The 25817-nt window shown below is 55.6% G+C and carries 24 protein-coding genes and 1 tRNA gene; 18 read left to right on the plus strand and 7 right to left on the minus strand.

The genetic code is table 11. The features are described 5' to 3' along the window. Window positions 1-98: 98 nt before the first annotated feature. Window positions 99-174: transfer RNA gene (locus ADJ24_RS19965), tRNA-Trp, on the plus strand. A gap of 98 nt (window positions 175-272) precedes the next feature. Here the strand turns inward: ADJ24_RS19965 and hdfR are convergent. Further along, on the minus strand, window positions 273-1094 hold the full coding sequence (gene hdfR / locus ADJ24_RS19970) for an HTH-type transcriptional regulator HdfR (protein WP_023309659.1): 822 nt from the start codon (window positions 1092-1094) through the stop codon (window positions 273-275). Window positions 1095-1212: 118 nt separating this feature from the next. Here hdfR and ADJ24_RS19975 point away from each other — a divergent pair, with 118 nt between their 5' ends. After that, window positions 1213-1551 (plus strand): DUF413 domain-containing protein, encoded by a 339-nt coding sequence (locus ADJ24_RS19975; protein WP_023309658.1) that lies wholly within the window; start codon window positions 1213-1215, stop codon window positions 1549-1551. A 30-nt stretch (window positions 1552-1581) separates the two neighbouring features. On the opposite strand, the gene ADJ24_RS19980 is transcribed toward ADJ24_RS19975, so the two are convergent. Next, window positions 1582-3102 (minus strand): YifB family Mg chelatase-like AAA ATPase, encoded by a 1521-nt coding sequence (locus ADJ24_RS19980; RefSeq protein ID WP_023309657.1) that lies wholly within the window; start codon window positions 3100-3102, stop codon window positions 1582-1584. 340 nt (window positions 3103-3442) lie between these two features. Here ADJ24_RS19980 and ilvL point away from each other — a divergent pair, with 340 nt between their 5' ends. From ilvL to ilvA, 7 genes are all read left to right on the plus strand, one after another. Next, complete coding sequence (ilvL, locus tag ADJ24_RS24600) at window positions 3443-3541, plus strand: ilv operon leader peptide (protein WP_001311244.1); 99 nt, start codon at window positions 3443-3445, stop codon at window positions 3539-3541. An 86-nt stretch (window positions 3542-3627) separates the two neighbouring features. Beyond that, entirely contained in the window at window positions 3628-3678 is a 51-nt protein-coding gene (gene ilvX, locus ADJ24_RS25385; RefSeq protein ID WP_166792073.1) for a peptide IlvX, read from the plus strand. Between the two features lie 2 nt (window positions 3679-3680). After that, a complete protein-coding gene (ilvG, locus tag ADJ24_RS19985; RefSeq protein ID WP_048703488.1) occupies window positions 3681-5327 on the plus strand; it encodes an acetolactate synthase 2 catalytic subunit in 1647 nt (548 codons plus the stop codon). After that, window positions 5324-5587: an acetolactate synthase 2 small subunit gene (ilvM, locus tag ADJ24_RS19990; RefSeq protein ID WP_023309655.1), complete on the plus strand. Its 264-nt coding sequence runs from the start codon at window positions 5324-5326 to the stop codon at window positions 5585-5587. The genes ilvG and ilvM overlap by 4 nt, the downstream gene beginning before the upstream one ends. 18 nt (window positions 5588-5605) lie before the next feature. Next, window positions 5606-6535, plus strand: coding sequence for a branched-chain-amino-acid transaminase (ilvE, locus tag ADJ24_RS19995; RefSeq protein ID WP_023309654.1), 930 nt, complete (start codon window positions 5606-5608; stop codon window positions 6533-6535). 60 nt (window positions 6536-6595) lie between these two features. Then, window positions 6596-8446 (plus strand): dihydroxy-acid dehydratase, encoded by a 1851-nt coding sequence (gene ilvD, locus ADJ24_RS20000; RefSeq protein ID WP_023309653.1) that lies wholly within the window; start codon window positions 6596-6598, stop codon window positions 8444-8446. A gap of 2 nt (window positions 8447-8448) precedes the next feature. Further along, window positions 8449-9993, plus strand: coding sequence for a threonine ammonia-lyase, biosynthetic (ilvA, locus tag ADJ24_RS20005; protein ID WP_096150382.1), 1545 nt, complete (start codon window positions 8449-8451; stop codon window positions 9991-9993). Between the two features lie 35 nt (window positions 9994-10028). On the opposite strand, the gene ilvY is transcribed toward ilvA, so the two are convergent. After that, a complete protein-coding gene (gene ilvY / locus ADJ24_RS20010; RefSeq protein WP_023309651.1) occupies window positions 10029-10919 on the minus strand; it encodes an HTH-type transcriptional activator IlvY in 891 nt (296 codons plus the stop codon). Window positions 10920-11071: 152 nt separating this feature from the next. On the opposite strand from ilvY, the gene ilvC reads away from it, so the two are divergent. After that, window positions 11072-12547, plus strand: a complete 1476-nt coding sequence (gene ilvC / locus ADJ24_RS20015) for a ketol-acid reductoisomerase (protein ID WP_021242831.1) — start codon at window positions 11072-11074, stop codon at window positions 12545-12547. A gap of 93 nt (window positions 12548-12640) precedes the next feature. Here ilvC and ppiC (ADJ24_RS20020) read toward each other — a convergent pair whose 3' ends face one another. Both ppiC (ADJ24_RS20020) and ppiC (ADJ24_RS20025) read right to left on the minus strand, forming a co-directional pair. Beyond that, window positions 12641-12922 carry a peptidylprolyl isomerase PpiC gene (gene ppiC, locus ADJ24_RS20020; RefSeq protein ID WP_023309650.1) on the minus strand — a complete coding sequence of 94 codons (282 nt, stop codon included), beginning with the start codon at window positions 12920-12922 and terminating at the stop codon, window positions 12641-12643. Window positions 12923-12972: 50 nt separating this feature from the next. Next, window positions 12973-13254 carry a peptidylprolyl isomerase PpiC gene (ppiC, locus tag ADJ24_RS20025; protein ID WP_023309649.1) on the minus strand — a complete coding sequence of 94 codons (282 nt, stop codon included), beginning with the start codon at window positions 13252-13254 and terminating at the stop codon, window positions 12973-12975. 112 nt (window positions 13255-13366) lie between these two features. On the opposite strand from ppiC (ADJ24_RS20025), the gene rep reads away from it, so the two are divergent. Then, a complete protein-coding gene (gene rep / locus ADJ24_RS20030; RefSeq protein ID WP_023309648.1) occupies window positions 13367-15391 on the plus strand; it encodes a DNA helicase Rep in 2025 nt (674 codons plus the stop codon). Window positions 15392-15449: 58 nt separating this feature from the next. On the opposite strand, the gene gppA is transcribed toward rep, so the two are convergent. Next, a complete protein-coding gene (gene gppA / locus ADJ24_RS20035) occupies window positions 15450-16934 on the minus strand; it encodes a guanosine-5'-triphosphate,3'-diphosphate diphosphatase (RefSeq protein ID WP_023309647.1) in 1485 nt (494 codons plus the stop codon). A 6-nt stretch (window positions 16935-16940) separates the two neighbouring features. Next, window positions 16941-18209 carry an ATP-dependent RNA helicase RhlB gene (rhlB, locus tag ADJ24_RS20040; protein ID WP_023309646.1) on the minus strand — a complete coding sequence of 423 codons (1269 nt, stop codon included), beginning with the start codon at window positions 18207-18209 and terminating at the stop codon, window positions 16941-16943. A 144-nt stretch (window positions 18210-18353) separates the two neighbouring features. Here rhlB and trxA point away from each other — a divergent pair, with 144 nt between their 5' ends. From trxA to rffC, 7 genes are all read left to right on the plus strand, one after another. Next, window positions 18354-18683 carry a thioredoxin TrxA gene (gene trxA, locus ADJ24_RS20045; protein ID WP_006179218.1) on the plus strand — a complete coding sequence of 110 codons (330 nt, stop codon included), beginning with the start codon at window positions 18354-18356 and terminating at the stop codon, window positions 18681-18683. 345 nt (window positions 18684-19028) lie between these two features. Beyond that, window positions 19029-20288, plus strand: coding sequence for a transcription termination factor Rho (rho, locus tag ADJ24_RS20050; protein ID WP_008501566.1), 1260 nt, complete (start codon window positions 19029-19031; stop codon window positions 20286-20288). A gap of 242 nt (window positions 20289-20530) precedes the next feature. Beyond that, entirely contained in the window at window positions 20531-21634 is a 1104-nt protein-coding gene (gene wecA, locus ADJ24_RS20055) for a UDP-N-acetylglucosamine--undecaprenyl-phosphate N-acetylglucosaminephosphotransferase (protein WP_023309645.1), read from the plus strand. A gap of 13 nt (window positions 21635-21647) precedes the next feature. Beyond that, complete coding sequence (gene wzzE, locus ADJ24_RS20060; protein WP_023309644.1) at window positions 21648-22694, plus strand: ECA polysaccharide chain length modulation protein; 1047 nt, start codon at window positions 21648-21650, stop codon at window positions 22692-22694. 56 nt (window positions 22695-22750) lie between these two features. After that, the gene (wecB, locus tag ADJ24_RS20065) at window positions 22751-23881 is read left to right on the plus strand and encodes a non-hydrolyzing UDP-N-acetylglucosamine 2-epimerase (protein ID WP_024907964.1); all 1131 of its coding nucleotides are present in this window, start codon (window positions 22751-22753) and stop codon (window positions 23879-23881) included. Further along, entirely contained in the window at window positions 23878-25140 is a 1263-nt protein-coding gene (wecC, locus tag ADJ24_RS20070) for a UDP-N-acetyl-D-mannosamine dehydrogenase (RefSeq protein ID WP_048703494.1), read from the plus strand. The genes wecB and wecC overlap by 4 nt, the downstream gene beginning before the upstream one ends. Then, window positions 25137-25814: a dTDP-4-amino-4,6-dideoxy-D-galactose acyltransferase gene (gene rffC, locus ADJ24_RS20075; protein ID WP_023309641.1), complete on the plus strand. Its 678-nt coding sequence runs from the start codon at window positions 25137-25139 to the stop codon at window positions 25812-25814. Before wecC ends, rffC begins: the two co-directional genes overlap by 4 nt. Window positions 25815-25817 lie beyond the last annotated feature (3 nt).

Below are 25817 nucleotides of genomic sequence, written 5' to 3' on the forward strand. Positions count from 1 at the left end.
TCACGCAGGGGGTCGCGGGTTCGAGTCCCGTCCGTTCCGCCACTTATTAAGACATTAAGCCTGCCTTGTTGGCAGGCTTAATGGCAAAAAAAAACTTTAGGGGCGTAGCTCAGTTGGTAGAGCACCGGTCTCCAAAACCGGGTGTCGCGAGTTCGAGTCTCTCCGCCCCTGCCATATAGAATCCTTTGCTTCGGCAAAGGATTTTTTTTGCCTGAAACACTGCAGAAAACTCTCTTCTTAATTTTCAGCCAGCATCCCTGCTGGCTGATGCATCAATCCATTACATTGATTTTTAATAGATCTTTTATCTGTGATTGCTTATCACTGTTTTGCAGCCAAATTGCATACAGCGGCCTGGTAAGCGTGGTGGAATCCATCACGGTGTGCAGCCCTGCTTTAGTGTCTGCCCAGCGAACAGGTAACCAGGTACAACCTTTCAGCAGGGGCAGCTGCTGACAGGCGATCTCTGCCGAGCTGGTCGTTAACTGCGGAACATCATCAGGTGCAATCAGTCCCGTCTCGTGCTGCTGAAAATCCGGCCCCCATTCCAGGCGTAAATAGGTCAGGTCTGCCTTCATCATCGAAGGTTCAGACGCATAAAGTGCCAGGCCAAACTGGCCCACAATCTGGCTGCTAAATTCGTCCATCTTGGGGGCTTCGGTTGTGATCAGAAGATCAAGCTGGCGCTCATGAAGTTGCTTAACCAGCGACTGCCGCTGTGCAATTCTGGCTTCAAATTGCAGATGGCCGTGTGAATGATACAGCCGGGTAAGCCACTGACTTAGCATGCATTCCCACAGAGAAGCGCTGGCTCCTATCGAGAACTCATTATGCCTCGAAGTATGTGCTACCTCTTTACGTGCCGCCTGCCAGGTATTCATCAGCGTTTCTGCATACGGCAGCAGTTTCTCACCGGCAGGCGTTAAGCGAATATTGTTGCGATGGCGGGTAAAAAGATTCACACCCAGTTGATTTTCCAGCTGTCGAATACGAAAACTGACTGCTGACTGCGTCAGGTAAAGGGCTTCAGCTGCTCGCCCAAAGTGGCGTGTTCTGCTCACTTCAAGGAAAGTTTTAAGCAATTCCGTATCCACATCTTTCTCCGCAAAATTATTTGTCGTTATGATTTAAATGTTTTGTTTTACACTCTGTCAAGCGTAACTAATACTCCGCGCCATAAATAGCTCGGCCAAAGAATTAGGAGCGTGTAGGATGGCGGAAAGCTTTACGACGACTAATCGTTTTTTCGACAATAAACATTATCCGCGCGGGTTCTCTCGTCACGGCGATTTCACCATCAAAGAAGCTCAACTGCTTGAGCGCCATGGTTATGCCTTTAACGAGCTGGATCTGGGTAAGCGTGAACCTGCAACCGAAGACGAAAAACAGTTTGTTTCTGTTTGCCGTGGTGAGCGTGAGCCGGAGTCTGAAGCGGAACGCGTATGGATCAAGTACATGGCGCGCATTAAGCGTCCTAAGCGCTTCCATACGCTGTCTGGCGGTAAGCCGCAGATGGAAGGTGCAGAAGACTACACCGAGTCTGATGACTAAAATAAAGAGAAGGGGCTACGGCCCCTTTTTTTATGCCAGCAATTTCTGCAAATGCAGCAGCAAACGATCGATAGCGCGGTAGCTCAGCGCCTCCTGCAAATGTTTCCTCTCAATGTCAGTGCACCCCTCCACGTCAGCAATAGTTCTGGCCACCTTCAGCAAACGCTGCCACGCACGTATGGACAGTCCGAACCGCGTCAACGTCTCCTCCAGCCAGCCCGCATCCTCAACGTTAAGAGAACAAAACTGCCGGATCCCGGCGTTATCCAGCCGTGCATTCAGCCTGTTCTGACGAGCGTACTGCCGCGTCTGGGCTGCAATCACCCGTTCGCGTACCTCCGCTGAGCTTTCACCCGTTATGCCCGTTTGCCTGAGCAGACCCGGCGGGGGAAGGGGAATTTCGAGGGATAAATCGAAACGGTCGAGGAACGGGCCGGATAACTTACCCAGATAGCGCAACGTCTGCTCTGGCGTACAGCGGTTATGGTTTCCCTGGTAGTGACCCGTCGGGCTGGGATTCATCGCCGCGACCAGCTGAAACTGCGCGGGATAGCTTATTTTGGCTCGCGTGCGTGAGATATGTATCTCACCGGATTCAATGGGCTCCCTCAGTGCATCCAGCACTCGGCGCTCAAACTCAGGCAGCTCATCAAGAAACAGAATGCCATTGTGTGCCAGCGAGATCTCTCCCGGCCCCGGAATCGCCCCGCCGCCGACCATTGCCGTCAGTGAAGCGCTATGATGCGGGGAACGAAAAGGACGACGGCGCCACTGTTTTTGCAACGACGTCGAACTGATAAGGCTATATATGGCGGCACTTTCCAGCGCTTCATGATTATTGAGCGGTGGAAGTAACCCACTCAACCTGCTTGCCAGCATGGTTTTACCCGTACCCGGCGGGCCAATTAACAGAAGATTGTGTCCACCTGCAGCCGTAATCTCCAGCGCCCGTTTCCCTTGCTCCTGCCCCATAATCTCGCTGAGATCCTCTGGTGCATCCGCTATAGCATCATCACACTCCTCCGGCTCGGACAGTTCATGACGCCCTTCCAGCCAGGCACAAACTTCCTGTAAATGCCCTGCGATGAGACACCCCTTCTCGGCGATAAGACTCACTTCTGATGCGTTTTCATTGGCGACAATGATTTGCCGTCCTGCTCGTATGGCTTCCAGCGCTCCCGATATCGCACCGGGAACGCCTCTTAACGCGCCTGTAAGCGCGAGTTCGCCAACGAACTCATACGAGCCTAGCCGTGTCGTATTAAGCTGCTCAGAGGCCGCGAGAAGGGCAATGGCGATAGGTAAATCGTATCGTCCCCCCTCTTTAGGCAGATCGGCGGGGGCAAGGTTGATGGTGATCTTCTTCGCGGGGAAGGTATAACCGCTATTTATTATTGCGCTTCGAACGCGATCCCTGGCCTCTTTAACCGTCGTTTCAGGTAACCCGACAAGAGTGAGTCCGGGTAGCCCATTGCTCAAATGAACCTCGACGGAAATAAGCGGTGCCTTTACCCCGAGAGCCGCACGCGTATAAACAACTGACAGTGACATTTGCACTACCTCCTGGTGTGACTATGCCAGCGCCGGTTTTGTCTGTTTAGCGTCATTTTGCGAATTTACGCCGCCCGTTCAGAGATTTTAAGCGCACACTGAAACCCTTGCATAACCGTGGAAACCTCCTCGCAGAATATAAAAAGCACCGTTTGACGGTAAGAACCGCAGTGAAAAAATGAAAAATATTCATTTTCTAATTTCCATATATAAAACAACGGTTTTTAGAAATATGATTCGCTACCTAATCAAATTCGTCATAAATAAATCTTGTGTTTGATTTAAAAACTGTGATAACTCTTTAGGTATTCCTTCGAACAAGATGCAAAAAGAACTGAAAATGACAGCCCTTCTACGAGTGATTAGCCTGGTCGTGATTAGCGTGGTGGTGATTATTATCCCACCGTGCGGGGCTGCACTTGGACGAGGAAAGGCTTAGAAATCAAGCCTTAACGAACTAAGACCCCCGCACCGAAAGGTCCGGGGGTTTTTTTATGACTAAAAAACGTAAATGAGGAGCAGAGAATGACGACTAGCACAAAATTCTGTTTCTCCCGATTTATGACGGGGAACTAACTATGAATGGGGCACAGTGGGTAGTACATGCGTTGCGCGCGCAGGGAGTCGAAACCGTATTCGGTTATCCGGGTGGCGCAATTATGCCGATTTACGATGCACTGTATGACGGCGGCGTGGAACATCTCTTGTGCCGACACGAGCAGGGCGCAGCGATGGCAGCCATCGGTTATGCCCGCGCGACCGGTAAAACCGGCGTGTGTATGGCGACTTCAGGCCCGGGCGCAACGAACCTGATCACCGGCCTGGCTGACGCGCTGCTGGATTCCGTTCCCGTTGTCGCCATCACCGGGCAGGTGGCGTCTCCGTTCATCGGTACCGATGCTTTTCAGGAAGTCGACGTCCTCGGTTTATCGCTGGCCTGCACCAAACACAGCTTCCTCGTCCAGTCTCTGGAAGAGCTGCCGCGCGTAATGGCAGAAGCGTTCGACGTGGCAAACTCAGGTCGTCCTGGTCCGGTACTGGTCGATATCCCGAAAGATATCCAGGTGGCACTCGGCGAACTGGAACCGCACTTCTCTACCGTTGAAAGCGACGATGCCTTTCCGGAAGCGGAAGTTGAAGAGGCCCGTCAGATGCTGGCCCAGGCGAAACAGCCAATGCTGTACGTCGGCGGTGGCGTCGGCATGGCACAGGCCGTTCCTGCCCTGCGCGAATTTATCGCAACAACGCAGATGCCAGCGACCTGCACGTTGAAAGGTCTCGGTGCAGTCGACGCGGATTACCCCTACTATCTGGGCATGCTGGGGATGCACGGCACCAAAGCGGCAAACCTGGCGGTGCAGGAGTGCGATCTGCTCATCGCCGTAGGTGCCCGTTTTGACGACCGCGTCACCGGCAAGCTGAATACCTTTGCGCCGAACGCCAAAGTCATCCATATGGATATCGACCCGGCGGAAATGAACAAGCTGCGTCAGGCGCATGTCGCCTTGCAGGGCGATCTCAACGCGCTGTTACCGGCATTGCAGCAGCCGCTGGATATCAACGCATGGCGTCAGCACACCGCTGATATGCGCGCCGAGCATGCCTGGCGTTACGACCACCCCGGCGAGGCCATCTACGCGCCGCTGCTGTTGAAGCAGTTGTCCGACCGTAAACCGGCTGACAGCGTCGTCACCACCGACGTAGGCCAGCACCAGATGTGGTCCGCGCAGCACATGACCTACACCCGTCCGGAAAACTTCATCACCTCCAGCGGCTTGGGTACCATGGGCTTCGGTCTGCCGGCAGCCGTTGGCGCGCAGGTTGCCCGCCCGAACGATACCGTTATCTGTATCTCCGGTGACGGCTCCTTCATGATGAACGTTCAGGAGCTCGGCACCGTTAAGCGCAAGCAGTTACCGCTGAAGATCGTGTTGCTTGATAACCAGCGTTTAGGGATGGTTCGCCAGTGGCAACAGCTGTTCTTCCAGGAGCGTTACAGCGAAACGACTCTCACCGATAACCCCGATTTCCTCACCCTGGCCAGCGCCTTTGGCATCCCTGGTCAGCACATCACCCGTAAAGATCAGGTTGAAGCGGCGCTCGACACCATGCTGAACAGCGATGGGCCTTACCTGCTTCATGTCTCAATCGACGAACTCGAGAACGTCTGGCCGTTGGTACCGCCTGGTGCCAGTAACTCACAAATGATGGAGAAATTATCATGATGCAGCATCAGGTCGCCGTACAGGCTCGCTTCAACCCGGAAACCTTAGAACGCGTTTTGCGTGTGGTGCGTCATCGTGGTTTTCAGATTTGCTCTATGAATATGGAGGCGGCCACTGACGCCCGGAATATCAGTATCGAATTAACCGTTGCCAGCCCGCGGTCGGTCGACTTACTGTTTAGTCAGTTATCAAAGCTGGTAGACGTTGCCCATGTTGCCATCTGCCAGAGCACAACCACATCACAACAAATCCGCGCTTAAGCGTGACAGGACGAAAAAATGACGACAAAAAAAGCTGATTACATTTGGTTCAACGGTGAGATGGTTCGCTGGGAGGACGCGAAGGTCCACGTGATGTCCCACGCGCTGCACTACGGTACCTCCGTATTTGAAGGCATCCGCTGCTACGATTCTCACAAAGGGCCAGTGGTGTTCCGCCATCGCGAACACATGCAGCGTCTGCATGACTCAGCCAAAATTTATCGTTTTCCGGTTTCACAAAGCGTTGATGAGCTGATGGAAGCCTGCCGCGACGTGATCCGTAAAAACAACCTGACCAGCGCCTATATCCGTCCGCTGGTCTTCGTGGGTGACGTCGGTATGGGCGTGAACCCGCCAGCCGGCTATACCACAGATGTGATCATTGCCGCGTTCCCGTGGGGTGCTTACCTGGGGGCAGAAGCCCTGGAGCAGGGGATCGACGCAATGGTCTCTTCCTGGAACCGCGTTGCGCCAAACACTATCCCGACCGCCGCGAAAGCAGGCGGGAACTATCTCTCCTCATTGCTGGTCGGTAGCGAAGCGCGCCGCCACGGCTATCAGGAAGGTATCGCCCTCGACGTAAATGGCTACATCTCTGAAGGTGCGGGTGAAAACCTGTTTGAAGTGAAAGACGGCATTTTGTTCACGCCGCCATTCACCTCGTCCGCGCTGCCGGGCATCACCCGTGACGCCATCATCAAGCTGGCGAAAGATCTGGGTATCGAAGTACGCGAGCAGGTACTGTCCCGCGAATCCCTGTATCTGGCAGATGAAGTGTTTATGTCCGGTACCGCGGCTGAAATCACGCCGGTACGCAGCGTGGACGGTATCCAGGTGGGCGAAGGCCGCTGCGGTCCGGTCACCAAACGTATTCAGCAAGCGTTCTTTGGCCTCTTCACCGGCGAAACAGAAGATAAATACGGCTGGTTGGATCAGGTTAATCACTAAGCATAAATTTGGGACGGCACGCACCGTCCCATTAAATAGTCAGACGGGAGTCAATAAAGCATGCCTAAGTATCGTTCAGCCACCACCACCCACGGCCGTAATATGGCGGGAGCCCGCGCGCTGTGGCGCGCCACCGGAATGACCGACGCCGATTTCGGCAAGCCGATTATCGCCGTGGTGAACTCCTTCACCCAGTTTGTACCGGGCCACGTGCACCTGCGCGATCTCGGTAAGCTGGTTGCCGAGCAAATCGAAGCCTCCGGCGGCGTGGCGAAAGAGTTCAACACCATTGCGGTGGATGACGGTATCGCGATGGGGCACGGGGGCATGCTCTATTCACTGCCGTCGCGCGAGCTGATCGCCGACTCCGTAGAGTACATGGTGAACGCCCACTGCGCCGATGCGATGGTCTGCATCTCCAACTGCGACAAAATCACCCCGGGGATGCTGATGGCCTCTCTGCGCCTGAACATTCCGGTGATCTTCGTCTCCGGCGGCCCAATGGAAGCGGGGAAAACCAAGCTCTCCGACAAAATCATCAAGCTCGACCTGGTCGATGCGATGATCCAGGGCGCGGACCCGAAAGTCTCTGACGAGCAGAGCGAACAGGTGGAACGCTCTGCATGTCCGACCTGCGGCTCCTGTTCCGGTATGTTCACCGCCAACTCCATGAACTGCCTGACCGAAGCGCTGGGTCTTTCTCAGCCGGGTAACGGCTCGCTGCTGGCGACCCACGCCGACCGTAAGCAGCTGTTCCTCAACGCCGGTAAGCGCATCGTTGAGCTGACCAAACGCTACTACGAGCAGGACGACGCCAGCGCGCTGCCGCGCAACATCGCCAGCAAGGCTGCGTTTGAGAACGCGATGACGCTGGATATCGCCATGGGCGGCTCCACCAACACCGTTCTGCACCTGCTGGCCGCCGCGCAGGAAGCCGAAATCGACTTCACCATGAGCGACATCGACAAGCTCTCCCGCAAAGTCCCGCAGCTGTGTAAAGTCGCGCCGAGCACCCAGAAGTACCATATGGAAGACGTACACCGCGCGGGCGGCGTGCTGGGCATTCTGGGCGAGCTGGATCGCGCCGGGCTGCTGAACCGTGACGTGAAAAACGTGCTTGGCCTGACGCTGCCTGAGTCGCTGGACCAGTACGACGTCATGCTGACCAAAGACGACGCGGTGAAAAAGATGTTCCGCGCCGGTCCTGCCGGTATCCGTACCACCCAGGCGTTCTCGCAGGATTGTCGCTGGGATACGCTGGACGATGACCGCGCCGAAGGCTGCATCCGCTCGCTGGAACATGCCTACAGCAAAGACGGCGGTCTGGCCGTGCTGTACGGTAACTTCGCGGAAAACGGCTGCATCGTGAAAACCGCAGGCGTGGACGACAGCATCCTGAAGTTCACCGGTCCGGCGAAGGTATACGAAAGCCAGGATGAAGCGGTAGATGCCATCCTCGGCGGCAAAGTGGTGGAAGGCGACGTGGTTGTTATTCGCTACGAAGGACCGAAAGGCGGCCCGGGCATGCAGGAGATGCTCTACCCAACCACCTTCCTGAAATCTATGGGACTCGGTAAAGCGTGTGCGCTGATTACCGACGGACGTTTCTCCGGCGGCACCTCCGGCCTCTCTATCGGCCACGTTTCCCCTGAAGCGGCAAGCGGTGGCAACATCGCCATCATCGAAGACGGCGACCTGATCGAAATCGACATTCCGAATCGCGGCATTCAGCTGAAGCTGAGCGACCAGGAAATTGCGGCCCGTCGTGAAGCGCAGGAGGCCCGCGGCGACAAAGCCTGGACGCCGAAAGACCGCCAGCGTGAAGTCTCCTTCGCCCTGCGCGCCTACGCGAGCCTTGCCACCAGTGCAGATAAAGGCGCGGTGCGCGATAAATCTAAACTTGGGGGCTAATGATGGCCGAGTCACAACCCTTATCCGCCGCCCCTGAGGGGGCGGAATATCTGAGAGCGGTGCTACGCGCGCCGGTCTATGAAGCCGTGCAGGTTACGCCCCTGCAGAAAATGGAAAAACTCTCTTCGCGCCTCGACAACGTCATTCTGGTCAAGCGCGAAGACCGCCAGCCGGTGCACAGCTTTAAGCTGCGCGGCGCCTACGCGATGATGGCCGGGCTGACCGACGAGCAAAAAGCGCGCGGCGTGATTACCGCGTCGGCGGGCAACCACGCCCAGGGCGTGGCGTTCTCGTCTGCTCGTCTGGGGCTGAAGGCGCTGATCGTGATGCCGGTTGCTACCGCAGATATCAAAGTCGACGCGGTGCGCGGTTTCGGCGGAGAAGTGCTGCTCCACGGCGCCAACTTTGACGAAGCCAAAGCCAAAGCGATTGAGCTGGCGCAGCAGCAGGGGTTCACCTGGGTGCCGCCGTTCGACCACCCGATGGTGATTGCCGGGCAGGGCACGCTGGCGCTGGAACTGCTGCAGCAGGATGCCCATCTCGACCGCGTCTTCGTTCCGGTTGGCGGCGGTGGCCTGGCCGCAGGCGTGGCGGTGCTGATCAAACAGCTGATGCCGCAGATCAAAGTCATTGCCGTTGAAGCGGAAGACTCTGCCTGCCTGAAAGCGGCGCTGGATGCGGGTCATCCGGTAGATCTGCCGCGCGTCGGGCTGTTTGCCGAGGGCGTGGCGGTGAAGCGCATTGGGGATGAAACCTTCCGCCTGTGTCAGGAGTATCTCGACGATATCGTCACGGTTGATAGCGACGCCATCTGCGCGGCGATGAAGGATCTGTTCGAAGATGTGCGTGCGGTGGCGGAACCGTCAGGCGCGCTGGCGCTGGCGGGGATGAAGAAATACATCGCGCAGCACAACATTCGCGGCGAGCGACTGGCGCACGTGCTGTCTGGTGCGAACGTGAACTTCCACGGTCTGCGCTACGTTTCCGAGCGCTGCGAGCTGGGTGAACAGCGGGAAGCGCTGCTGGCGGTGACGATTCCTGAAGAGAAGGGCAGCTTCCTGAAGTTCTGCCAGCTGCTGGGCGGCCGTTCGGTGACGGAATTTAACTACCGTTTTGCCGATGCCAAAGACGCCTGCATTTTTGTCGGCGTGCGTCTGAGCCGCGGCGTGGAGGAGCGCAAAGAGATCCTCAACCTGCTGCATGAGGGCGGCTACAGCGTGGTCGATCTCTCTGACGATGAGATGGCGAAGCTGCACGTGCGCTACATGGTCGGCGGGCGTCCATCAAAGCCGCTCAAGGAACGTCTGTTCAGCTTCGAGTTTCCGGAATCACCGGGCGCGCTGCTCAAGTTCCTGCACACGCTGGGCACGCACTGGAATATTTCACTATTCCACTACCGCAGCCACGGCACCGACTACGGCCGCGTGCTGGCGGCGTTCGAACTGGGCGAGCACGAGCCGGATTTCGAAACGCGGCTGAACGAGCTGGGCTATGAGTGCCACGACGAAACCCATAACCCGGCCTTCCGCTTCTTCCTCGCGGGCTAAGGGCTGAGGTCGGGTAAGCGCAGCGCCACCCGGCTTTAGTGGTTCGGCAATATCGTCCAGAACGCATCAATTAGCGGCTCATGCAGCCGCTTTTTTTGTGCGCACACGCCAAGCTCAAACGGCGTCTTCTCGTCGCTGCGCTCCAGAATCATCACGCGATTGCGCACCGGTTCGGGGCTGTTTTCCAGCACCACTTCCGGCAGCAGCGCCACGCCGCAGCCCAGCGCCACCATCGACACCATCGCCTCGTGGCCGCTGACCGTGGCGTAAATCGACGGATTGCTGATTTTCTGACGGCGGAACCACAGCTCGATGCGGCGGCGCACCGGCCCCTGATCGGCCATGATAAACGGCACCGTCGACCAGTCCGGTTTATCTACCGATACCTGGTTACGCACCGGGCAGGGCAGCGCCGGGGCAATCAGCACCACCGCCAGATTCTCCAGCATCGAGAACGCTACCGCGCCCGGCAGAGTTTCGGGCTTCCCGGCAATGGCGAGATCCGCTTCGCCCGTCACCACTTTTTCCATTGCGTCGGAGGCGTCGCCGGTGGTGAGCTTAATTTCAACCGACGGATGCGCCGCGCGGAATCGGTCGAGAATGGGCGGCAGATGGCTATAGGCGGCGGTCACGGAGCAGAAAATATGCAGTTCGCCGGAAAGTGACGGCCCCTGCTGGTCAATCGAGTGCCGCAGCTGCTGGTACTGCAACAGCGTCTGCTGGGCAAAAATGCGCAGCTCTTCACCCGCTTCCGTGAGGGTGACGGTGCGGTTATCGCGCACGAACAGCGGCTGGCCGAGGTCTTCCTCAAGGCGCTGGATCTGGCGTGAAAGCGTGGAGGGGCTAACGTGCATCGCCCGTGCGCTGCGGCCAAAATGGCGGCTTTCCGCCAGGTGCAGGAACATTTTCAGATCGCGTAAATCCACAGATTCCACTCCCTCTTTTTACATTGCAAAAATTGCAACATGACGTTGTGAATATATCAATTTCCGCAATAAATTTCCTGTTGTAATGTGGGTACATTCTCGCTGAAACGCGAACCGAACAATAAGACACACAACATCACGAGGTATCACCCATGGCTAACTACTTTAATACACTGAACTTGCGCCAGCAGCTGGCGCAGCTGGGCAAATGCCGCTTCATGGCGCGCGATGAATTTGCCGATGGCGCGAGCTACCTTCAGGGTAAAAAAGTGGTCATCGTCGGCTGTGGCGCACAGGGTCTGAACCAGGGCCTGAACATGCGTGACTCCGGTCTGGATATCTCCTACGCCCTCCGTAAAGAAGCGATCGCCGAGAAGCGTGCTTCCTGGCGTAAAGCGACCGAAAACGGCTTCAAAGTGGGCACCTACGAAGAGCTGATCCCGCAGGCGGATCTGGTTGTTAACCTGACCCCGGACAAACAGCACTCTGACGTTGTGCGTTCCGTACAGCCGCTGATGAAAGACGGCGCCGCGCTGGGTTACTCCCACGGCTTCAACATCGTTGAAGTGGGCGAGCAGATCCGTAAAGACATCACCGTGGTGATGGTGGCGCCGAAGTGCCCGGGTACCGAGGTACGTGAAGAGTACAAACGTGGCTTCGGCGTGCCGACCCTGATCGCGGTTCACCCGGAAAACGATCCGAAAGGCGAAGGCATGGCGATTGCCAAAGCGTGGGCAGCGGCGACCGGCGGCCACCGTGCGGGCGTGCTGGAATCTTCCTTCGTTGCCGAAGTGAAATCTGACCTGATGGGTGAGCAGACCATTCTGTGCGGCATGCTGCAGGCCGGTTCTCTGCTGTGCTTCGACAAACTGGTGGAAGAAGGTACAGACCCGGCCTACGCGGAAAAACTGATTCAGTTCGGCTGGGAAACCATCACCGAAGCGCTGAAGCAGGGCGGTATTACGCTGATGATGGATCGTCTGTCCAACCCGGCAAAACTGCGTGCTTACGCGCTGTCTGAACAGCTGAAGACCATCATGGCGCCGCTGTTCCAGAAACACATGGACGACATCATCTCCGGCGAGTTCTCTTCCGGCATGATGGCAGACTGGGCGAACGACGATAAGAAACTGCTGACCTGGCGTGAAGAGACCGGTAAAACCGCGTTCGAAACCGCGCCACAGTATGAAGGTAAAATCGGCGAGCAGGAGTACTTCGATAAAGGCGTTCTGATGATCGCGATGGTGAAAGCAGGCGTTGAGCTGGCGTTCGAAACCATGGTGGATTCCGGTATCATCGAAGAGTCTGCGTACTACGAATCACTGCACGAGCTGCCGCTGATCGCGAACACCATCGCCCGTAAGCGTCTGTACGAAATGAACGTGGTGATCTCTGATACCGCAGAATACGGTAACTACCTGTTCTCTTACGCCTGCGTACCGCTGCTGAAAGAGTTTATGACCACTCTGCAGACGGGCGATCTGGGTAAAGCGATTGCGGAAGGTGCGGTGGATAACGCGCAGCTGCGTGATGTTAACGAAGCGATTCGCAGCCACCAGATCGAGAAAGTGGGCCACAAACTGCGTGGCTACATGACCGATATGAAGCGTATTGCGGTAGCGGGTTAACAACAGGGGCGGGCTGATGCCCTCACCCCGCCCCTCTCCCACGGGGAGAGGGTGCAAACATTAAAGGCCTTCTCTTAGAGAAGGCCTTGTTGTTTATTTCCGATACAGTACTTTAATAATGTGATACCCGAACTGGGTATGCAGCGGGCCGGTTGGCTCCAGCACCGGGCAGGAGAACACCACTTTATCGAACGCCGGAACCATCTGGCCCTGACGGAACTCACCCAGATCGCCGCCGCGTTTGCCTGACGGGCAGATGGAGTGCTTCTTCGCCAGCTTGCCGAAGTCGGCACCGTTTTTAATCTGCTCCAGAAGATCTAAAGCCAGTTTCTCTTCTTTAACGAGGATGTGCACTGCTGCTGCTGTTTTTGCCATGATCGTGCCTTGAATAGGTTGAAATAAATCGGGGCGCAATATATCACGCGTCAGCGGCGATATAGCACCTTAATGATATGGTAGCCAAATTTGGTTTTTACCGGGCCGTAGGGCTTCAGAAGCGGGCAGCTAAAGACCGCCCGATCGAACGGGCCGACCATCGCACCTTGTTGAAACTCGCCGAGATCCCCGCCATTGCGTCCGGACGGGCATTTAGAGTAACGCTTCGCCAGATGATCAAAGCTGATGCCGCGCTCCAGCTTGGCCAGGATCTCCTGAGCCAGTTTCTCTTCTTTTACCAGAATATGCAGGGCTGCTGCGGTCTTTTTCATGGTTCTGCTCTACGGGTTAAACGCGATTTCTCCACTTTATCATTAGCCGGTAAATCTGCGCCCGGCTTTCTGCTACAATCCACACCCCGTTCGAAGATTGAGCAACACTCCCATGCGTTTAAACCCTGGACAACAACAAGCGGTCGAATTCGTTACTGGACCATGCCTGGTGCTGGCAGGGGCCGGTTCGGGTAAAACCCGCGTGATCACCAACAAAATCGCCCATCTGATCCACAACTGCGGGTATCAGGCGCGACACATTGCGGCGGTCACCTTTACCAATAAAGCGGCGCGCGAGATGAAAGAGCGCGTCGGTCAGACGCTGGGTCGTAAAGAGGCGCGCGGCCTGATGATCTCCACCTTCCACACGCTGGGGCTGGATATCATTAAACGCGAGTATGCGGCGCTGGGAATGAAGTCCAACTTCTCTCTCTTCGATGACACCGATCAGGTGGCGCTGCTCAAAGAGCTCACCGAGGGGCTGATCGAAGATGACAAAGTGCTATTGCAGCAGCTGATCTCGACGATCTCTAACTGGAAAAACGATCTGATGACGCCGGCCCAGGCCGCGGCGATCGCCAAAGGTGAACGGGATCGGATCTTCGCCCACTGCTACGGTCTGTACGATGCGCATATGAAAGCGTGCAACGTGCTGGACTTTGACGATCTGATCCTGCTGCCCACGCTGCTGCTGCAGCGCAATGAAGAGGTGCGCGAGCGCTGGCAGAACAAAATCCGCTACCTGCTGGTGGATGAATATCAGGACACCAACACCAGCCAGTACGAGCTGGTGAAGCTGCTGGTGGGGCAGCGCGCGCGTTTCACCGTGGTAGGCGACGACGACCAGTCAATTTACTCCTGGCGCGGTGCGCGCCCACAAAACCTGGTGCTGCTGAGCAAAGATTTCCCGGCCCTGCAGGTGATTAAGCTGGAGCAAAACTACCGCTCCTCCGGGCGTATCCTGAAGGCGGCAAACATCCTGATTGCCAATAACCCGCACGTATTTGAGAAGCGTCTCTTCTCCGAACTGGGCTACGGCACGGAGCTGAAAGTGCTCAGCGCCAACAATGAGGATCATGAAGCGGAGCGCGTGACGGGCGAACTCATCGCTCACCACTTCGTCAACAAAACCGAATATAAGGATTACGCGATCCTCTATCGCGGCAATCACCAGTCGCGCGTCTTTGAAAAGATGCTGATGCAGAACCGCATTCCGTACAAAATATCGGGCGGCACGTCGTTCTTCTCGCGGCCAGAAATCAAAGATCTGCTGGCCTATCTGCGCGTGCTCACTAACCCGGATGACGACAGCGCGTTTCTGCGCATCGTGAATACGCCTAAACGCGAGATTGGCCCGGCGACGCTGCAAAAGCTCGGCGAGTGGGCGATGACCCGCAACAAAAGTATGTTTACCGCCAGCTTCGACATGGGGCTGAGCCAGACGTTAACCGGACGTGGTTATGATTCGTTAACCCGCTTCACCCACTGGCTTGGCGAAGTGCAGCGTCTCGCGGAGCGGGAGCCGGTGGCGGCGGTGCGCGATCTCATTCACGGCATTGACTATGAGTCCTGGCTGTATGAAACCTCAGCCAGCCCGAAGGCGGCTGAGATGCGCATGAAAAACGTTAACCAGCTCTTCAGCTGGATGACCGAAATGCTGGAGGGCTCTGAAATCGACGAGCCAATGACCCTGACGCAGGTGGTCACCCGCTTTACCCTGCGCGACATGATGGAGCGCGGCGAGAGCGAAGAAGAGGCCGATCAGGTTCAGCTGATGACGCTGCATGCGTCAAAAGGGCTGGAGTTCCCGTATGTGTATCTGGTCGGCATGGAAGAGGGATTGTTGCCGCACCAGAGCAGCATTGATGAAGATAACGTCGACGAGGAGCGCCGTCTGGCCTACGTGGGGATCACCCGCGCGCAGAAAGAGCTGACGTTCACGCTGTGTAAAGAGCGCCGCCAGTATGGTGAACTGGTACGCCCGGAGCCGAGTCGTTTCCTGCTGGAACTGCCGCAGGATGACCTGATCTGGGAACAGGAGCGCAAAGTGATTACCGCAGAAGAGCGGATGCACAAGGGTCAGGCTAACGTGGCAAACATCCGCGCCATGCTGGCAAAAGCCAAAGAGAAAGGATAATTCCGTAGGGATCTGTAGGCCGGGTAAGGCGAAGCCGCACCCGGCAATGTTCAGCGTATTACTTTACCTCAAGCACCCAGTGCACGTAGCTCTGCCATTGGCACTCCTGTTCGATCATCTCGGCCCCTAACGGGTGACGATCAATCCAGTTCTCCGGCAGCGTCAGCGAAAGCTTCTCGTCATCGGCCACCAGATTAATGGCTGGCAGCAAATCATCGCGGCGGCGGCTGGCAAACAGGATCGCCAGACGCAGCAGGCGGCACAGATGCTCGGCCACGCGCGGCGGTACGGCGTTTTGCTGATGCAAAGAGGAGAGATCGACGGCATTGGTCTGGTTCAGCAGCAGCGTTGCCAGCAGCTTTTTCTGCGCGGGCGTATAGCCCGGTAGATCAAGGTTTCGTACCAGATACGCTGCATGAGCCGGTGCCTGCTTAAAATCAATGCTCAGCCCCACTTCATGTAGCGCGCAGGCGCTCAGCAGTAAATCCCGGCTCAGATGGTCAAGATCCCAGACGTTAGCGACCTGATCGGCGAAGCGTGACGCCAGCTGCGATACGCGTCCGGCCTGATCGATATCAACCATAAAACGACGCTGCACATTGCGCAGAGTACGGCTGCGGATATCCTGATCGACCGAAAGATGTAACATCCCGTAGACCAGACCTTCGCGCAGCGCGCCGCCGGCCAGGGTCATACACTGGATGTTCAGCTCGGTGAAAATGGCGATCAGAATAGCCAGCCCGCTCGGGAAAACCAGCGCGCGTTCCAGCGTCAGGCCTTCAATTTCCAGCTCTTCCAGGCGTCCACACTGAATGGCGCGCTGTTTCAGCTGCTGAAGTTTGGCAAGCGTAATCCGCTCGTCCATTCCCTGCGCCATCATGATTTCCTGCAGAGCCTGCACGGTACCCGAGGCACCCACGCAGACTTTCCAGCCGTGATAGCGCAGCTCGTCCATCACCGGGCGTAACACTTCGCGCGCTGCGTTTTCTGCCTCGTCGAAGTTCTCTTTCGCCAGATTCCGATCGGTAAAGTAGCGCTCAAGCCAGGTCACGCAGCCCATCGACAGGCTGAACAGCGACGTTGCCTGCGCGCCGGTGCCGGTCACAAGCTCGGTACTGGCACCACCGATATCCACCACCAGACGGCGATCGTCACCCCCTGTGGTATGTGCAACGCCCTGGTAAATCAGGCGAGCTTCTTCTTCACCGCTGATAATCTGTACCGGACAACCCAGAATTTCCTGCGCTCTGGCAATGAAATCCACAGCGTTAACCGCCAGGCGGAGTGTCGCAGTGGCGACCACGGTGATTTGGGCGTGCGGGATATCCTGAAGACGTTCGGCAAAGAGCCGCAGACACTGCCAGCCACGTTCCATGGCTTCAGGCGAGAGGTGATTGTCACTGCTCAGGCCCGCCGCGAGGCGGACCTTGCGCTTGATGCGCGTCAGCGTTTGTATGCTTCCCGCCACCTCGCGCACAACCAGCATATGAAAACTATTCGAACCGAGATCAATTGCCGCATAAAGCGAGGTGGAGCTGAGCATATTTTCTTAACCTGAACGACGACGATTACGCGGCGCGCCACCTGAACGACGCGGACCATTGCCGGAGCGTGGACGGGTTAGACGCTTAGGCGGCGGCAGTTCGCTTAACAGCGCTTCCGGATTGTATTTGCTCTGCGGAATAGAGTGACCGATATACGTCTCAATGGCCGGGAGATTCAGCGCATACTCTTCACACGCAAGGCTAATCGAGTGACCGCTTGCGCCCGCACGACCGGTACGACCGATACGGTGTACGTAGTCTTCGCAGTCGTCTGGCAGATCGTAGTTAAAGACGTGCGTCACGGCCGGAATGTGCAGACCACGAGCGGCAACGTCGGTTGCGACCAGAATATCAAGATCGCCACGGGTAAACTCTTCCAGAATACGCAGGCGTTTTTTCTGCGCCACGTCGCCGGTCAACAGGCCAACACGGTGACCGTCTGCAGCCAGATGGCCCCAGATGTCTTCACAACGGTGCTTGGTGTTCGCGAAGATAATGGCGCGATCTGGCCACTCTTCTTCAATCAGCGTTTGCAGCAGACGCATTTTCTCTTCATTGGAAGGATAGAAGAGCTCTTCTTTAATGCGGTGACCCGTTTTCTGCTCCGGTTCCACTTCTACATATTCGGCGTTGTTCATCTGTTCGAACGCCAGCTCGCGTACGCGATAAGAAAGGGTAGCGGAGAACAGCATATTCAGACGCTGATTGGCCGGCGGCATGCGGCGGAACAGCCAGCGAATGTCTTTAATGAAGCCCAGATCGTACATGCGGTCAGCTTCATCGAGCACCACAACCTGGATTGCGCCGAGGTTAATGTGGTTCTGTTTGGCGTAATCGATAAGACGGCCGGTGGTACCGATCAGGATATCCACACCGCTTTCCAGCACTTTCAGCTGTTTATCGTAGCCGTCGCCGCCATAGGCCAGGCCAAGCTTCAGGCCGGTAGACTGCGCCAGGGGTTCAGCGTCTGCGTGGATCTGTACCGCAAGTTCTCGCGTCGGGGCCATAATTAGCGCGCGCGGCTGGTTAACTTTGCGGTCTGCAATCGCTGGGTGAGAAAGTAAATAATGAAACGTTGACGTTAAAAACGCCATCGTTTTGCCGGTACCGGTTTGCGCCTGCCCGGCAACATCGCGACCGGCCAGCGTCAGCGGCAGCGCGAGGGCCTGAATGGGCGTGCAGTTATGAAACCCTTTATTTTCAAGGGCTTCAATCACCTTCGGGTGCAGCGCGAAGTCGGAAAACTTCTGTTCTGTTAAATGTGTTTTGCTCATAGTGTGGTAGAATATCAGCTTACTATTGCTTTACGAAAGCGTATCCGGTGAAATAAAGTCAACCTTTAGTTGGTTAATGCGACATCAACACGTCGTTGGTGGAGACAAAACCAACGTACCAGGCTTATTCCTGTGGAGTTATATATGAGCGATAAAATTATTCACCTGACTGACGACAGTTTTGACACGGACGTACTTAAGGCTGACGGGCTGATCCTCGTCGATTTCTGGGCTGAATGGTGTGGTCCTTGCAAAATGATCGCCCCGATTCTGGATGAGATCGCCGACGAATATCAGGGCAAACTGACCGTTGCCAAGCTGAACATCGACCAGAACCCGGGCACCGCACCAAAATACGGTATCCGTGGCATCCCAACCCTTCTGCTGTTCAAAAACGGCGAAGTGGCAGCGACCAAAGTGGGCGCGCTGTCCAAAGGTCAACTGAAAGAGTTCCTGGACGCTAACCTGGCGTAAGGTTTCTCCGCTGTGCGTTCAGAGCTCCCGGCTAAATGATGTGGAACTCTGGACGCCCGGCTGAAGTCGTGCTAAGTTAGCTATGACTTCGTTTTAAACATATCTTGTTGTTTGAATCTTGTTTTACCCGATACTTCCCGTTGTTAACATGAACAGTGCGTGAAGTGGCTAAATTCCGGGCTTGTCACTCAATCCGTCTTGTCGTTTCAGTTCTGCGTTCTTTCCCTGTGACCAGACAGCGAACAGACATGAGTCGATGGCCGCTAAACAGGCATGGATGACCCTGCCATACCATTCACAACATTAAGTTCGAGAATCACCCCGAGTTTAAGAACCCACACCATTATGAATCTTACCGAATTAAAGAATACGCCGGTTTCTGAGCTGATCACTCTCGGCGAAAATATGGGGCTGGAAAACCAGGCTCGTATGCGCAAGCAGGACATCATTTTCGCCATCCTGAAGCAGCACGCTAAGAGTGGCGAAGATATCTTTGGCGACGGTGTGCTGGAGATATTGCAAGACGGATTTGGTTTCCTCCGCTCTGCAGACAGCTCCTACCTCGCCGGCCCTGACGACATCTACGTATCCCCCAGCCAAATCCGCCGTTTCAACCTCCGCACTGGTGACACCATTTCAGGTAAGATTCGTCCTCCTAAAGAGGGTGAACGCTACTTTGCGCTGTTGAAAGTCAATGAAGTTAACTTCGACAAACCGGAAAACTCGCGTAATAAGATCCTCTTCGAGAACTTAACGCCGCTGCACGCGAACTCTCGCCTGCGCATGGAGCGTGGTAACGGTTCTACTGAAGACTTAACCGCGCGTGTTCTGGATCTGGCCTCACCAATTGGTCGCGGCCAGCGTGGTTTGATTGTGGCACCGCCAAAAGCGGGTAAAACCATGCTGCTGCAGAACATCGCGCAGAGCATTGCCTATAACCACCCAGACTGCGTGCTGATGGTGCTGCTGATTGACGAACGTCCGGAAGAAGTGACCGAGATGCAGCGTCTGGTTAAAGGTGAAGTGGTTGCTTCTACCTTCGACGAGCCAGCATCTCGCCACGTTCAGGTTGCGGAAATGGTTATCGAGAAGGCGAAACGCCTGGTTGAGCACAAGAAAGACGTGATCATCCTGCTTGACTCCATCACCCGTCTGGCGCGTGCCTACAACACCGTGGTTCCGGCGTCTGGTAAAGTGCTGACCGGTGGTGTGGATGCTAACGCCCTGCATCGTCCGAAACGCTTCTTCGGTGCCGCGCGTAACGTGGAAGAGGGCGGCAGCCTGACCATCATCGCGACGGCGCTGATCGATACCGGTTCTAAAATGGACGAAGTGATTTACGAAGAATTTAAAGGTACAGGTAACATGGAACTGCACCTTTCTCGTAAAATCGCTGAAAAACGCGTCTTCCCGGCTATCGACTACAACCGTTCCGGTACCCGTAAAGAAGAGCTGCTCACCACGCAGGAAGAGCTGCAGAAAATGTGGATCCTGCGCAAAATCATCCATCCAATGGGTGAAATTGACGCGATGGAGTTCCTCATTAATAAACTGGCGATGACCAAAACCAACGACGATTTCTTCGACATGATGAAACGCTCGTAACGCAAATAAAGCCAGCGAACGCCACGTTTTTACGTGGCGTTTTCCTTTTATGGACTATACGCTAGTACTACCTACTCCCAATTTTGACCGGTCGGTGCGACAATAGAGCCGTTTCTGCATCCTGAGAAATAATTGATTGAAAAATATACAAAGGGAGTTGTTAGAAGCCATCTTTATTACTTCTGAGGTTGTGGCTTCATGGTTATACTTCCGGGACTAACAATTGTTGAGAGCAATCCATTGTGAATCTATTCACTGCCGTTACTGAACTGATCAGTATTTTTTTATTCACAACCTGTTTTTTGTTCATTGCACGCAAGGTGGCAAAACGAATAGGGTTGGTGGATAAACCTAATTTTCGTAAACGCCATCAAGGTCTTATTCCTTTAGTCGGCGGAATTTCTGTTTACGCAGGGATTTGCTTCACGTTTGGAATTGCCGACTATTATATTCCGCATGCCGCCCTGTACATTGCCTGCGCCGGTGTCCTGGTGTTAGTCGGGGCTCTTGATGACCGATTCGATATCGCGGTGAAAATACGCGCCACCGTTCAGGCGGCCATTGGCGTGGTGATGATGGTTGTGGGTGGACTGTATCTGCGAAGCCTCGGCTATGTGTTTGGCCCCTGGGAGTTAGTCCTGGGTCCATTTGGCTTCTTCCTGACACTCTTTGCCGTCTGGGCGGCAATCAATGCTTTCAACATGGTGGATGGCATTGACGGCCTGCTCGGTGGGTTGTCATCCGTCTCGTTCGCCGCTATCGGCATTATTTTATGGTTTGATGGTCAGTACAGTCTGGCAATGTGGTGTTTTGCCATGATTGCCGCCATTCTGCCTTATATCCTCTTAAACCTCGGTGTGCTGGGCCGTCGCTATAAAGTCTTTATGGGAGACGCGGGCAGTACGCTGATTGGTTTTACGGTTATCTGGATCCTGCTTGAAACCACACAGGGTCAAACCCATCCGATAAGTCCCGTAACCGCGCTGTGGATTATTGCCATTCCATTAATGGATATGGTGGCGATTATGTATCGCCGCCTGCGCAAAGGGATGAGTCCTTTCTCTCCTGACCGCCAACACATTCATCACCTCATCATGCGTGCGGGTTTTACTTCTCGTCAGGCGTTTGTGCTGATTACTCTGGCCGCCGCTATTTTGGCCGCAATTGGTGTGGCTGCAGAATATTCTCATATTATTCCTGAGTGGGTTATGTTGGCATTATTCTTGCTGGCATTTTTCCTGTACGGCTACTGCATTAAGCGCGCATGGAAAGTGGCGCGTTTTATTAAACGTCTTAAACGCAGGATGCGTCGTAACAGTGGCAAAAATACAACATTAACTAAGTAAAACCGGGACTATGATGACTCAACCGTTGGCGGGAGCGAAATCAGTGGTAACTGAGAATGAACTGGATATTCGGGGTTTGTTTCGCGTGTTATGGGCAGGCAAACTTTGGATTGCGGGGATCGCGCTGGGGTTTGCCCTGTTAGCGCTGGCCTATACGTTCTTTGCAAAGCAAGAGTGGAGCGCCACGGCAATCACAGACAAGCCAACGGTTAACATGCTCGGGGGATACTATTCCCAGCAGCAATTCCTGCGTAACCTGGACATCAAAGCCAGTCTTGCTACGCCTGACCAGGCTTCCGTTATGGATGAAGCCTATAAAGAGTTTGTGATGCAGCTGGCTTCGTGGGATACCCGCCGCGATTTCTGGTCCCAGACGGATTACTACAAGCAGCGCCGGGTTGATAATACAAAAGCCGATGCCGCCCTGCTGGACGATCTGATTAACAATATTCAGTTTATGCCGGGCGACGCGCTGCGTAGCGTTAATGACAGCGTCAAGCTGATTGCAGAAACCGCGCCGGATGCCAACAACCTGTTGCGTCAGTATGTCGCGTTTGCCAGCCAGCGTGCCGCAAGCCATCTTAACGAAGAGCTTAAAGGTGCCTGGGCGGCTCGTACCATCCAGATGAAAGCCCAGGTAAAACGTCAGGAAGAGGTGGCGAATACTATTTTCGGTCGCCGCGTGCATAACATTGAGCAGGCGCTGAAAATTGCGGAACAGCACAATATTTCCCGTACTGAGACGGACGTGCCGGCCGATGAGCTGCCTGATTCAGAAATGTTCCTTCTTGGCCGCCCTATGCTGCAGGCGCGGCTGGAAAACCTGAAGGCCGTCGGTCCTGATTTTGACCTCGATTACGATCAAAATCGCGCGATGCTCAATACGCTTAATGTCGGCCCATCCCTGGACCCGCGTTTTCAGACCTATCGTTATTTGCGAACGCCTGAAGAACCTGTAAAACGCGACAGTCCGCGTCGTGCATTCCTGATGATCATGTGGGGGATTGTAGGCGCATTGACGGGCGCTGGCGTGGCGTTAACGCGTCGTCGCAAAAACTAAGAACGCCGTCTACGATGAAGGCTGCGGCCTTCATCGCCTAATCGAAGAGAATCGATGTGAAAGTACTAACCGTATTTGGCACCAGGCCGGAGGCCATTAAGATGGCACCTCTGGTTCATGCGCTGGCCTGCGATCCTGATATTGAAGCGAAAGTCTGCGTCACGGCTCAACACCGTGAGATGCTCGATCAGGTTTTAACGCTCTTCTCCATCGTCCCGGATTACGACCTTAATATTATGAAACCGGGGCAAGGGTTAACGGAGATAACCTGTCGCATTCTGCAAGAGCTTAAGCCGATCCTGGAGTCATTCAAGCCCGACGTCGTGCTGGTACACGGTGACACCACAACTACCGTGGCGACAAGCCTGGCCGCGTTTTACCAGCGAATTCCCGTGGGGCATGTTGAGGCGGGTCTGCGTACCGGCAATCTTTATTCGCCGTGGCCGGAGGAGGCCAACCGCACGTTAACGGGTCATCTTGCGATGTACCATTTTGCGCCAACGGAAAACTCTCGTCAGAACCTGCTGCGTGAAAATATCGCCGATAACAAAATCTTTGTGACAGGCAATACGGTCATTGACGCGTTAATTTGGGTACGTGACCGCGTCCTGGCAAACAGCGATCTTCAGAAAGAGCTCGCTGCCCGCTATCCGTTCCTTCACAACGGCAAAAAAACCATTCTGGTCACTGGCCACCGTCGCGAGAGCTTTGGCCGGGGTTTCGAGCAAATCTGTCACGCGCTGGCTGAAATCGCCGCGCAGAATGACGATGTGCAAATTGTCTATCCAGTACACCTTAACCCTAACGTCAGCGAGCCGGTTAACCGGATCCTGGGCCATGTCGAAAATGTCCTTCTGATTGAACCTCAGGACTACATGCCGTTTGTCTGGCTGATGAACCACGCCTGGCTGATCCTCACCGATTCCGGCGGAATCCAGGAAGAAGCGCCATCCCTCGGCAAACCGGTGCTGGTGATGCGTGAAACGACCGAACGTCCGGAAGCCGTCAAAGCCGGTACGGTGCGTCTGGTCGGCACCAACGCGCAGCTCATCGTCGAAGAGGTCACGCGCCTGCTGCATGACGATGAAGCGTATCAGGCGATGAGCCGGGCCCATAATCCGTATGGAGACGGGCAGGCTTGTGGCCGTATTTTGCATGCACTTAAACACAATCGGGTATCGCTATGAGTTTTACTACCATCTCTGTCATTGGTCTTGGCTACATTGGCTTGCCTACTGCGGCCGCGTTTGCCTCTCGTCAGCAACAGGTTGTTGGTGTGGATATCAACGCACGAGCGGTAGAAACCATTAACCGTGGCGAGATTCATATTGTGGAGCCCGATCTTGACCGCGTGGTGAAAGAGGCGGTGGAGGGGGGCTTCCTGCGTGCCAGCACGACGCCAGTTGAAGCGGATGCCTACCTGATTGCCGTCCCCACCCCGTTTAAAGGTGACCACGAGCCCGACATGGCATTCGTCGAGGCGGCGGCAAAATCCATCGCGCCTGTGCTGAAGAAAGGGGCGCTGGTGATCCTGGAATCGACCTCTCCGGTCGGCGCTACCGAGCAGATGGCACAGTGGCTGACCGAGGCGCGTCCTGATTTAAGCTTCCCGCAGCAGGTGGGTGAGCAGGCGGATATCAACATCGCCTACTGTCCGGAGCGCGTGCTGCCGGGCCAGGTGATGGTCGAACTGATTAAAAACGACCGCGTCATTGGCGGTATGACGCCCGTCTGTTCCGAACGTGCCAGCGCGCTGTACAAGATTTTCCTGGAAGGCGAGTGCGTGGTGACCAATTCCCGCACCGCCGAGATGTGCAAGCTGACGGAGAACAGCTTCCGCGACGTCAATATTGCCTTTGCGAACGAACTGTCGCTAATTTGCGCCGATCAGGGGATTAACGTATGGGAGCTGATTAGCCTGGCGAATCGCCATCCGCGTGTAAACATTCTCCAGCCAGGCCCGGGCGTGGGTGGACACTGTATCGCCGTCGATCCGTGGTTTATCGTGGCGCAGAATCCGGCGCAGGCGCGTCTGATTCGCACCGCGCGTGAAGTGAACGACAGCAAGCCTCACTGGGTGCTCAATCAGGTTAAAGCGACGGTAGCGGATTGTCTGACAGAGAGCGGCAAGCGCGCCAGCGAGCTGAAAATTGCCTGCTTTGGTCTGGCATTTAAACCCAATATTGACGATCTGCGTGAAAGCCCGGCGATGGAAATTGCTGAGATGATTGCCGAATGGCACAAGGGTGAAACGCTGGTGGTTGAGCCGAATATCCATGAATTACCGGCAAAACTGGCGGGGCACTGCACGCTGACGGCGCTGGAAGACGCGCTGGCGACGGCGGACGTGCTGGTGCTGCTGGTAGATCATAAAGAGTTTAAAGCGACGTCCGGCGATGCTGTTCGTCAGCAGTATATTGTGGATACCAAAGGTGTCTGGCGTTGAACAGCCTGAATGGGGTGCTTGAGTCCCTGCAGTGGGAGAGTGCCTTTTTCGGCCTGCCGTCGGCCATCGTACGTGTGCGCGATGACGCGCCGGTGCTGGCTGAATCAGATTTTATCGCCTGGCAACGGGTGCAGGCTAAGATCCCGGCGGAGCGCGCCGATCTGCTTGATGCGCTCCAGCAGCACGGCTTTCAGCTGGTTGAAGGTGAGGTAGACCTTTCCATTACCCTTACCCGGCACGATGCGCCAGGCGCGGAAATTGCAACCGAACAGGACATCACCGTGCTGCGTCAGATGGCGGCCCAGGCATTTGCACAGAGCCGCTTTCGTGCGCCCTGGTATGCACCTGACGATAGCGGACGTTTCTATGCCCAGTGGATAGAAAATGCGGTCAAAGGCACCTTTGACCACGTCTGCCTGGTTTTCCGTGCAGGCGACGGTCAAATCCAGGGGTTCGTCTCGCTGCGTAAGCTCAACGAGCGCGAGGCGCGTATTGGCTTATTAGCCGGGCGCGGCATGGGTGAGAAACTCATGCAGGCGGCGCTGCACTGGGCGCAGCAGCAACAGCTTGTGACGCTGCGGGTCGCGACCCAACTGGGCAACACCGCCGCGCTTAAACGTTATATTGCGAGTGGTGCCAACATCGACGCCACCGCCTACTGGTTATACAGGTGACAA

It is taken from the genome of Enterobacter sp. 940_PEND (assembly GCF_001059415.1).
Classification (GTDB): Bacteria; Pseudomonadota; Gammaproteobacteria; order Enterobacterales; family Enterobacteriaceae; genus Enterobacter; species Enterobacter cloacae_M.